A 10,261-nucleotide genomic window follows, 5' to 3' on the forward strand; every position below is an offset into this window, starting at 1 on the left:
TTCGCTCGTTCGTCCGGTTCCTCCGGTTCGGTTCCTCCGGTCCGGTGGTTCCCGCCCGGTGGTTCCGGTCCGGTCCGGTCAGGCGGCGGCCGGCCGCCGCCGGGTCAGCGGGGTGAGCGCCCAGGTGGCCAGGGCGGGCACCAGGAAGCCGAGGAGCGAGGCCGAGGTCCACTCCTGCGGGGTGAAGTGCAGCGCCTCCTGGGCCCCCGTCCAGAAGTCCGTCCACCAGCCGGCGATCGCGGTCGGCGCGATCAGCTGGTAGACCGCGAAGCCGAGCGCCCACGGCAGCAGCATCAGCCAGCGGGAGGGCGCGTCGTCGGCGAGGTTCCAGCCGCGCCGCCCGGCGCCGAGGAAGTAGTCCACCGCCAGCACCGCGAACATCGGCACGAAGACCGAGCCGATCAGGCCCAGGAAGGCGTAGTAGGAGTCGGTGAACTCGGTGATCTGCAGCGCCAGCACGGTGATCAGCAGGCCGGTCCCGCCGGTCAGCACCCGCCGGTCCACCTTCGGCAGCAGGTTGTGGACCGACATCGCGGTCGAGTACACGTTGGCGAAGGACTGGTCGGTCTCGCGCAGCACCAGGACCAGCAGGAACAGCCAGCCGGCCGAGACGCCCAGGAACGAGTCGAAGATCTTCGCGGCGTCGCCGTCCGCCTGCAGCAGCGCGAACAGGCCGAGCACGTAGCACCACACCTGGGCGAGCGTGTAGCCGGAGAAGCTGCCCCAGAACGCGGCGCGCGGGGTGCGCGAGTGCCGGGTGTAGTCGGCGGCCAGCGGCACGAAGGAGATCGAGACGGCGATCATCGCGTCGGTGGCCTTCAGGAAGCCGTGCCAGTTGCCCGCGCCCGGGTCCGGCACGCCGTGGCGGCCCAGCTGGACGGTGAAGTACACCATCGCGACCGCGACCGCCGCGGCGACGAAGCGGCGCAGCACCGCGATCGCGCCCAGCGGCCAGATGGTCAGCGCGGTGGTCACCGCACCCGCCAGCACGACGAACACCCAGCGGTAGCCCTCGGTGTGCGCGACGGTCTGCGCGCCCATCGCGATGACCAGCAGCTCGTACACGCCCCAGCCGAGGCACTGGACGATGTTCAGCACGGTCGGGACGTACGAGAGCCGGGTGCCGAACAGCCCGCGCAGGTTCGCCATCGCCGGCGCGCCGGTGCGCGCCCCGATCAGCGCGGCCACGCCGAGCATCGCGGTGCCGACCGCGGTGCCGGCCACGATCGCGGTGATCGCGGCGGCCAGCGACAGCTCGGTGCCCGGCGCGCCCAGCACGGTGGCGGCGGTGGTGAAGCCGATCAGGCTGACGCCGAGGTTCATCCAGAGCGCGAAGTGGTCCCGGAACCGCAGGGTGCGCGGCGGTTCGGTGTCCAGGACGAGCGGCGCCTCGACCCGTCCGTCCCGCTCCGGCCGGTCCAGGACGGCGGTGGCCGGGGAACCGGGCGCGGCCGCGGCGGCGTCGGAGTGAACGGTCGCGGACGACTCGGAGAAATCCTTGGACGCGGGCGCGCCCGAAGAAGAGGATGGCGAAGCAGACGGCATGGCCGATACTCCCTACGCCGGCATTACCCGGACAGGTTCCGGCGGTCAGCGCCCCCTCGACGATCCGTCCACGGATCCCGTGGCGTACGGTCGACCGGCGCACTCTCAGCCTGGTGGGTCCAAGCTCCCGCGTGTCAGTTTGGAGCGACAGGCTAACCGGCGCGGAGGTGAACGCCAAGGCCAGCCGCCCGGCGGTCCGCATCGCGGGACGTCGCGGGGGTCCGGCGGAGGGCCGGGTCGAGGCCCGGCGCAGGCCCGGGTCGGGGTCCGGCGCAGGCCCGGTGGAGGGGCCCCGAGAAGGGCGCCGCGGGAGCTTCGCAGGGGGTGCTGTTGGACCGGGCTAAGGATTCTTATGAGTTCTTCAGAAGGGTCCTTACGGCAATCGAATCGAGTGTGCGAAAAACTATGGTGGTTGGTCCTGTCAGCTATGGAGGTCGTCCGTGAGCACCGAGCGCGAGGTTGGGTCCACCGGGCCGCAGGGGGAGCAGCCCTCCGGCGGCCAGGGGGTGGTGGGTCCCGCTCCTGACGGTCCGGCGCAGTCCGCGTCCGACCGTCCCGTCCCCGCAGCGGCGCCCGAGGCCGACTACCCGCTGACCGAGGCCGCGGCGGGTGCCCCGGCTCCGGCCGCGACCCCGGCCGAGGGCCGGTCCAACCCGACGCTGGCGTTCAGCAAGGTGAGCGCTCCCGAGCCCGCCGCCCCGGCCGCCCCGGCTCCGGCCGCTCCCGCGGCCCCGGCCGCGGCTCCCGCGGCCCCGGCTCCCGCCCCTGCCGGCACCGGGTACCTCGACGCCCCGCCGCCGGTCCTGCCGCCCGCTCCGGCCGGCAACCCGTACGCCACCCCGGCCGCCGGCGTCCCCATGCCGGCCGCCCCGGTCGCCGCCGCTCCGCACGACCCGTACGGCGCCCCGCCCGCCCCCGGTGCGCCCGGCCCGCACCACCCGTTCGGCGCCGGCCAGCCGCTCGGCGGCTGGGGCGTGCACGACGCCACCTCCGGCGGCGCCGGCACCCCCGGCGGCCCGGGCTACCCCGGCGGCCCGCTCGGCTACCCGGCCGAGTACCCCGGCAGCCCCGAGCCCGCCGGCCCGCGCAAGAAGCGCGGCGGCCTGATCGCCCTGGTCGCGGCCGTCGCCCTGGTCGCCGGTGTGGCCGGCGGCGCGGTCGGCGTCGCCGTCGGCGACCGCAACGGCAGCAGCGTCTCCGCCTCGGACGACCACAGGAGCACCACCGTCCAGGCCAACAGCCCGGGGAAGAACGAGCCCGCGCCCGGCTCCGTCGCCGGCATCGCGCAGAAGGCGCTGCCCAGCGTCGTCACCATCAAGGCGCAGGGCAACGGCGAGTCCGGCACCGGCACCGGCTTCGTCTTCGACACCGAGGGCCACATCCTCACCAACAACCACGTCGTCGCCCCCGCCTCCAACGGCGGCAAACTGACCGTCAAGTTCGCCGACGGCACCTCCTACGGCGCCTCCGTGCTCGGCCGCGCCGAGGGCTACGACGTCGCCGTGGTCAAGCTCGACAGCCCGCCGAAGGGCAAGCTGACGCCCCTTCCGCTGGCCGACTCCGACAAGGTCAACGTCGGCGACTCCACCATCGCCATCGGTGCCCCGTACGGCCTGGAGTCCACCGTCACCACCGGCATCATCAGCGCCAAGGACCGCCCGGTCGCCTCCGGCGACGAGACCGGCGCCCAGTCCTCGTACATGAACGCCCTGCAGACCGACGCCTCCATCAACCCCGGCAACTCCGGCGGACCGCTGCTGGACTCCAGCGGCGCGGTGATGGGCATCAACTCCGCGATCCAGTCCAACACCTCCAGCACCGGCCGGGCCGGCAGCATCGGCCTGGGCTTCGCCATCCCGATCAACCAGGCCAAGTGGGTCGCCGAGACCCTGATCAAGACCGGCAAGCCGGTCTACGCCAAGCTCGACGTGCTCCGCAACGACGACTACAAGGGCGACGGCGCGCAGATCCAGACCCGCGACATCCAGGGCACCCCGGCCGTCACCCCCGGCGGCGCCGCCGACAAGGCCGGCCTCAAGCCCGGCGACGTCATCACCAAGCTCGGCGGCAGCCCGATCGAGAACGGCCCGGCCCTGGTCAGCAAGATCTGGACGCACAAGCCCGGCGAGACCGTCGACGTCGAGTACACCCGCAACGGCCAGACCTTCACCACCAAGGTCACCCTCGCCGAGCGCGTCGGCGACAACTGACCCCCACCCCGGCGAAACCCTGTGCACCGAACCCCGCCGGACCCGTTAGGCTGACCTCCGCCTGGAGAGCTGCCCGAGCGGCCTAAGGGAACAGTCTTGAAAACTGTCGTGCGGTGACCCCGTACCGTGGGTTCGAATCCCACGCTCTCCGCTGGTAGGAGAAGAACCACCTGCTCAGGGCGGGTATCGGCGAGACGCCGGTGCCCGCCCTCGGTGTTTTCGGGCGGGGGTGCGGGTGTCCGGTTTCACCTGAACGGGGGGTTTGGGGCGGGGGTGTCCTCGTGCGGGGCCGTGGGTCCCGTTTGCCGGGAGTGAGGGGCGGACCGCCCCGGGCCCGGCGAGGAGAGACGGATGGCCTGGTACCCCGGCGCTGAGAAGTTGGAGCTTCAGCCCGAGTCGGACGAGCAGCCGGCGATCGTGCCGACGCAGGTGATCTTCCACAGCATCGCGGCGCCGTGGACGCCGCGGCGGATGTACGAGTACTGGCGGGACTCGACCAACCTCGAGTCGCACTTCGGGGTGGGGTACGACGGGCACGTGGGCCAGTTCATCGGCACGCGGACCCGGGCGGACGCCAACATGCGGGCCAACCGCAGGCCGGACGGGACGGGGGCGGTGAGCGTCGAGTCGGCCAGCAACGACCAGCACACCGACCCGTGGACGGACGCGCAGCTCGCCGCGCTGGTCGCGCTCGGGGTGTGGCTGCACCGGCAGCACGGCATCCCGCTGCGGGTGTGCCGCACGGCCGAGGACCCGGGCTTCGGCTACCACCGGCTCTTCCCGGACTGGTCGGACGGCGGCACCGCCTGCCCGGGCGACGCGCGGGTGCGGCAGTTCCACGAGGTCGTGCTGCCCCGCATCGCCGCGGGCGCGAACGGGACGGGCACCCCGCTGCCGCCGCCGCCCCCGGACGCCCCGCCCGCCCGGTACCGGGTGACCATCAACGGGCTGGAGTACGGCTACGGCGCGCACGGGCCGCAGGTCCGCGAGGTGGGCGAGGCGCTGGTGGCGTCCGGCCACGGCTCGCACTACACGACCGGCCCGGACGAGGACTGGCGGGACGCCGACACCCTCAACTACCAGGAGTACCAGCGCTCGCTGGGCTACTCGGGCGCCGCGGCGGACGGGGTGCCGGGCGAGGACTCGCTGCGCCGGCTGCTCGGCCGGCTGCCCTCGCCGCGGCGGGTCTCGCTGGCCCACGTCGTGGCGGCGGCCCGGACCGACCCCGGCGCCGAGCAGGGGCACCAGACCTACGGCGGCGAGGTCCGGATCGTCGAACAGGCGCTGGCCGACGAGGGGTTCCTGGAGCAGCGCTGGGTGGACGGCTCGCTCGGCAGCCGCACGGTGCAGGCGTACGCGGCGTTCCAGCGCAGCCTCGGCTACACCGGCCAGGACGCCAACGGCATCCCCGGGCAGCGCAGCCTGCGGGAGCTGGGGCAGCGGCGGGGGTTCGACGTGACCGACTGAGCGGCGGTGGGCGGGCGTCCGGGTCGGTGCTTGACCATGACACGGTGTGAGGGTCTGCACTGGAGGCGTCATGTTCAACATCGGAGACTTCGCCAAGCACGGCCGGGTGTCGGTCCGGATGCTGCGCCACTACGACGCGATCGGGCTGCTGCGCCCGGCCCGCGTCGACCCGGTCAGCGGCTACCGCTCCTACGAGGCGGCCCAACTCGCCCGGCTCAACCGCGTCATCGCCCTCAAGGACCTCGGCTTCACGCTGCAGCAGGTGCTGGCCGTGCTGGACGAGCGGGTGGACGCGGCCGAGCTGCGCGGGATGCTGCGGCTGCGGCGGGCCGAACTCGCCGCGGCGATGGCGGCGGACGCCCGACGGCTGGCCCGGGTCGAGGCGAGGCTCCGGACGATCGAGAGCGAGGGATCCATGGCTGTGCACGAGGTCGTGGTGAAGCGGGTGCCGGCGGTCCGGGCGGCGGAGCTGACGGCCGTCGCGGCGAGCTACGAGCCGGAGGACATCGGACCGGTGATCGGCCCGCTGTTCGACGAGCTCTGCCGCCGGCTGGCGGACGCGGGGGTGGCGGGGACCGGTCCGTCGGTGGCGCGGTACGAGGACGTGCCGGACGGGGACGGCGCGGTGCTGATCCGGGCGGCCGTCCCGGTCGGGGCGGCGGTGACCGGGGGCGAGGACCGGGGCTTCGAGGTGGTCGACCTGCCGGAGCTCGCGGAGGCGGCGACCATCGTGCACCGCGGGTCGATGGACGACACGGTGGGGGCCTTCCAGACGCTGGCCCGCTTCATCGCCGAGAACGGCTACCGCTCGGCCGGGTACGCCCGGGAGCTGTACCTGGAGTGCCCGGAGGACCAGGCGGACTGGGTGACCGAGCTTCAGGAGCCGGTGGTCCGCGCGTAGTCGGGGGCGGTCCGCGCCGGGCGGCGGTTTGCCCTCGACCAGGTCGAGGGTCCTACGGTCGGCGGGCATGGCGACGACCTCCGAAAGTCCGACGTCCGGGAGCCCGACGTCCGGGAGCCCGGTGCCCGGGAGCCCGACGTCCGGGAGCCCGGTGTCCGGGAGCCCGGTGTCCGAGAGCGCGATGCCGGGGAGCCCGGTCACCGGCGGCCCGGTCGCCGGGCCCGCGCCCGCCGGGCCCGCGCCCGCCGGGCCCGCGCCCGCACGGCCCGAACCGGCCACCGCGCGGGTGCGGGCCGGGCTCCCCGGCCGGTACCTGCTCTGGCTGGGCGGCACCCAGGCCGGGCTGCTGGGCGACGCCGCGCTCCACTTCGCGCTGGGCTGGGCCGCGTCCGCCCACGGCGGGGGCGCGGCGGGCCTGGTGCTGACCGCGATCACGCTGCCCAGGACCGCCCTGGTGCTGCTGGGTGGCGCGGTGGCGGACCGGTTCGGCGCCCGCCGGGTGATGCTCGCCGGGGACGCGGTGATGCTGGTCGGCACGCTCGCGCTGGCGGCCGTCGCGTCCGGCCCGGGCACCCCGCTCCACCTGCTGGTCGCGGCGGCCGCCGTGATCGGCACGGTGGACGCGTTCTACCTCCCGGCGAGCGGCTCGATGCCGCGCCGCCTGGTGGGCACCCGGCAGCTGCCCCGGGCGCTCGCCCTGCGGCAGGCGGGCGGCCAGGTCGCCGCGCTGCTCGGCGCGCCGCTGGGTGGTGCCCTGGTCGCGGTGGGCGGGCTGGCCGGGGCGGCGCTGGCGGACGCGGTGAGCTTCGGACTCGTCCTGTTGGTGCTGCTGCGGGTCCGGCCGCCGGCGGAACGCGAGGCGGCCCGGTCCGCGGACTCCCCGGGGCTGCTGCGCGAGGCGGCCGCCGGAGTCCGGCTGGCCCTGGCCGACCCGCTGCTGCGGGCGGCGCTGCTGCTCACCGGCGCCGCCGCCGGGGCCCTGCTGCCGGTGGTCTCGCTGCTGGTGCCGCTGCTCGCCCGGACGCACGGCTGGGGGGCCGGAGCCGCGGGTCTGGTGGTCGGCGGACAGGGGGCCGGGGTGCTGCTGGTGGCGGGGCTGGTGTCCTGGCGGGGCGCGCTGCGGCGGGCCGGGGCCGGGGCGGCGGCCGGGCTCTGCACGGCGTCGGCGGGCATCGCGGTCCTGGCCTGGGCGCCCGGGGTGGAGCCGGCGGTCGCGGGCGGGGTGGTGGTCGGGGTCGGTTCGGGGCTCTTCGCCTGCCACCTCGGGCCGCTGGTCCTGGGCGGCGCGCCGGAGGGCCACCTCTCACGGGTGCAGGCGCTGTTGACGCTGGTGCAGAGTGCGGCCCTGGTGCTGTCGACCGGCCTGCTCGGCGTGCTCGCGGACGCGGCCGGCGCCGGTTGGCCGACGGCGCTCTGCGCACTGGCCACGGGGGCGGCGGGCCTCGCCGCGCTGGCGTCGGCGGCCCTCCGCCGGGCCTGACCGGCCGCGCCGCGGCCCGTTCCGGCCGTGCCCCCACGCGTGCTCACCGGCCGGCCGGGCCGCACCCTCACCCTCCGACCGCCTCCGACCGCTCCGGCCGTCCCCGCCCGCCTCGCCCGCCTCCGGCCGTCCCCGGCCCGGTGGCCGGAGCGGCGTACTTGCCGGTCGTCCGGACGCCGGGCAGAGTGCGGGCAGAGGTGGCGGGCGGCGGGTGACCGCGCAGGCCCACGGCCGGGAACGCGCGGCGGCCGGACGGCGTCCGGCGGTCGGACGGCACGCGACGGAGCGGCGTACCGCCGGGTGGCGGACGTCGGGCGGCGATCGGAGACGGCGATGAGTGATCTGACGGACCGGCTGGCACAGGGGCTCCCGCCCGGCGCCCTGGCGGTGGACCCGGACGTGATGGCCGCCTACAGCCACGACATGGCGGGCTTCTGCGTGGCCGGCACCCCGGCCGTGGTGGTCTTCCCGGAGACGGTCGAGCAGGTGCAGCACATCCTGCGGACCGCCTCCGAGCTGCGCGTCCCGGTGGTGCCGCAGGGCGCCCGGACCGGGCTCTCCGGTGCGGCCAACGCCGTCGACGGGTGCATCGTGCTGTCGATGGTGCGGATGAACCGGATCCTGGAGCTCGACCCGGTGAACCGGATCGCGGTGGTCGAGCCCGGGGTGGTGAACGCGGAACTGTCGCGGGCCGCCGCCGAGTCGGGGCTCTCCTACCCGCCGGACCCGTCCAGCTGGGAGTCCTGCACGATCGGCGGCAACATCGGCACCGGCGCGGGCGGGCTCTGCTGCGTCAAGTACGGGGTCACCAGCGAGTACGTGCTCGGGCTGGACGTGGTGCTGGCCGACGGGCGGCTGCTCTCCACCGGCCGGCGGACCGCCAAGGGTGTCGCCGGCTACGACCTGACCCGGCTGCTGGTCGGTTCGGAGGGGACGCTGGGGGTGGTGGTCCGGGCGGTGGTGGCCCTGCGGCCCGCGCCCGCACCGCAGCTGGCGTTGGCGGCGGAGTTCCCGAGCGCCGACACGGCGGGTGCCGCGGTCTGCGAGGTGATGGCGCGCGGCCTCACGCCCTCGCTGATGGAGCTGATGGACTCGGTCACCGTGCGGGCGGTCAACGAGCTGGGGCAGATGGGCCTGCCGGAGTCGACCCAGGCGCTGCTGCTGGTGGCCTTCGACGGGCCGGACCCGAGCGCCGAGCTGGCCGCGGTGGCGGAGCTCTGCCGGGCGGCCGGGGCGACCGAGGTGGTGCCGGCCGACGACCAGGCGGAGTCCGAACTGCTGCTGGAGGCCCGGCGGTTGGCGTTGCCCGCGCTGGACCGGCTGGGCACCACGATGATCGACGACGTGGCGGTGCCGCGGTCCCGGCTGGCCGAGATGCTGAACGGGGTCGCGACGATCGCCGAGCGGCACGGGCTGACCATCGGGGTGGTGAGCCACGCCGGGGACGGCAACACCCACCCGATCGTCATCTTCGACGGCGCCGATCCCGAGGAGTCGGCCCGGGCGCAACGCTCCTTCGACGAGATCATGGCGCTGGGGCTGGAGTTGGGCGGCACGATCACCGGGGAGCACGGGGTCGGGCTGCTGAAGCGGGAGTGGCTGGCGCGCGAGCTGGGCCCGGTGGCACTGGAGCTGCAGCGGCAGCTGAAGGCGGTCTTCGACCCGCTGGGCATTCTCAATCCCGGGAAAGCGGTCTGATGATCGGGCGCTGGTACATAGGATTTTTTGAGTAGTCTCAGAATGGCTGAATATATCGACATGGGTCGGTAGTGCGACCTCGCGGGGGCGTGTTGCTCGGAGCCTCGCGCCAGGGGTGGTGCGCCAGGCTCTTCGTGTGCCCCCCTGGTGCTGTCCGGAGAGGGGTCTTGCGGTCGCCACCGTTCGGCCGAAATCCCAGGTCGGCGGCGGTGTGTCGGTGCGCTTTCCCTCGGGGAGAGCGTTATTCCCGACGGCCCTGGATATCACGCTAAAGGGCGAAGTTGCCGTGACGAGGTGGTGCTTTGTCGATTTGTTGCGGAAGTCTGTCTCCCGGCGTCGCAGCCCGCAGGTGTTCGTCTGGCCGGCGAGCTCCCGCACCCCTTGCACGACATCGCATGACATCGCACGACACATGGCACGACGGCACATTTGCACGAATGAACGATTTGCAGCTTTCTTGGAGGCAATTCATGGTGCGCATCCGCACCCGCCGACTGGCCGGCCTGTTGGTGGCCGCCCCGCTGGCGGCGGGCCTGCTGCTCGCGGGCGCAGGCTCCGCCGCCGCCGACAACGGCGCGGCGGCCAACGACGGTTCCAACAGCAGCGTGGTGTCGAACGTCGGGACGGGCAACGTCTTCGGCTCGGTCGACGGCAACTACGTGTCCACCCAGCAGACGGCCACCGGGTCCGGCGCCTCGAACCAGGCCAACACCCTCGCGGTGAAGGACAACGCGGGCACCATCCTGGCGGGCCAGTCCAACAAGAACGTCAACCTCGTCTTCGCCCCGGTCTTCCACTGACCGGAACGGGCACCACCGCCGGCGGGGGCGCCGGAGGTGGACGGCCGCGGGTGAGCTGAGCACCCGTGGCGGGGCCCGAAGCGAGACGCGAGAAAACGCAGGGCAGTACCGGGGAAGCGGAAAGGGTCACCGCGAACCGGCCTCGTGGGCGGTGCCGATC

At 74.4% G+C, this 10,261-nt stretch carries 7 protein-coding genes, 1 tRNA gene and 1 riboswitch; of the genes, 7 read left to right on the forward strand and 1 reads right to left on the reverse strand.

Going from position 1 to position 10,261, the window contains the following annotated elements:
* Positions 1 to 78: 78 nt before the first annotated feature.
* Complete coding sequence (locus ACFVHB_RS25395) at positions 79 to 1,545, reverse strand: purine-cytosine permease family protein (protein ID WP_380326592.1); 1,467 nt, start codon at positions 1,543 to 1,545, stop codon at positions 79 to 81.
* A riboswitch (TPP riboswitch) is annotated at positions 1,538 to 1,686 on the reverse strand. It overlaps the preceding gene by 8 nt.
* Before the next feature lie 299 nt (positions 1,687 to 1,985).
* On the opposite strand from ACFVHB_RS25395, the gene ACFVHB_RS25400 reads away from it, so the two are divergent.
* The 7 genes from ACFVHB_RS25400 to ACFVHB_RS25430 all read left to right on the forward strand — a co-directional run bounded on the left by ACFVHB_RS25400 (position 1,986) and on the right by ACFVHB_RS25430 (position 10,101).
* The gene (locus tag ACFVHB_RS25400; RefSeq protein ID WP_380326595.1) at positions 1,986 to 3,755 is read left to right on the forward strand and encodes a S1C family serine protease; all 1,770 of its coding nucleotides are present in this window, start codon (positions 1,986 to 1,988) and stop codon (positions 3,753 to 3,755) included.
* Between the two features lie 63 nt (positions 3,756 to 3,818).
* Positions 3,819 to 3,906, forward strand: a tRNA-Ser gene (locus ACFVHB_RS25405).
* A gap of 200 nt (positions 3,907 to 4,106) precedes the next feature.
* On the forward strand, positions 4,107 to 5,222 hold the full coding sequence (locus tag ACFVHB_RS25410; RefSeq protein ID WP_380326598.1) for a peptidoglycan-binding protein: 1,116 nt from the start codon (positions 4,107 to 4,109) through the stop codon (positions 5,220 to 5,222).
* A 70-nt stretch (positions 5,223 to 5,292) separates the two neighbouring features.
* Entirely contained in the window at positions 5,293 to 6,123 is an 831-nt protein-coding gene (locus ACFVHB_RS25415) for a MerR family transcriptional regulator (protein WP_380326601.1), read from the forward strand.
* 166 nt (positions 6,124 to 6,289) lie between these two features.
* On the forward strand, positions 6,290 to 7,603 hold the full coding sequence (locus ACFVHB_RS25420; RefSeq protein ID WP_380326604.1) for an MFS transporter: 1,314 nt from the start codon (positions 6,290 to 6,292) through the stop codon (positions 7,601 to 7,603).
* Between the two features lie 333 nt (positions 7,604 to 7,936).
* Positions 7,937 to 9,301 carry an FAD-binding oxidoreductase gene (locus ACFVHB_RS25425; RefSeq protein WP_380326607.1) on the forward strand — a complete coding sequence of 455 codons (1,365 nt, stop codon included), beginning with the start codon at positions 7,937 to 7,939 and terminating at the stop codon, positions 9,299 to 9,301.
* Between the two features lie 470 nt (positions 9,302 to 9,771).
* Positions 9,772 to 10,101, forward strand: coding sequence for a hypothetical protein (locus ACFVHB_RS25430; protein WP_380326610.1), 330 nt, complete (start codon positions 9,772 to 9,774; stop codon positions 10,099 to 10,101).
* Positions 10,102 to 10,261 lie beyond the last annotated feature (160 nt).

The sequence above is a fragment of the Kitasatospora sp. NPDC127111 genome (genome assembly GCF_042677465.1).
In the GTDB taxonomy this organism is placed as follows: Bacteria; Actinomycetota; Actinomycetes; order Streptomycetales; family Streptomycetaceae; genus Kitasatospora.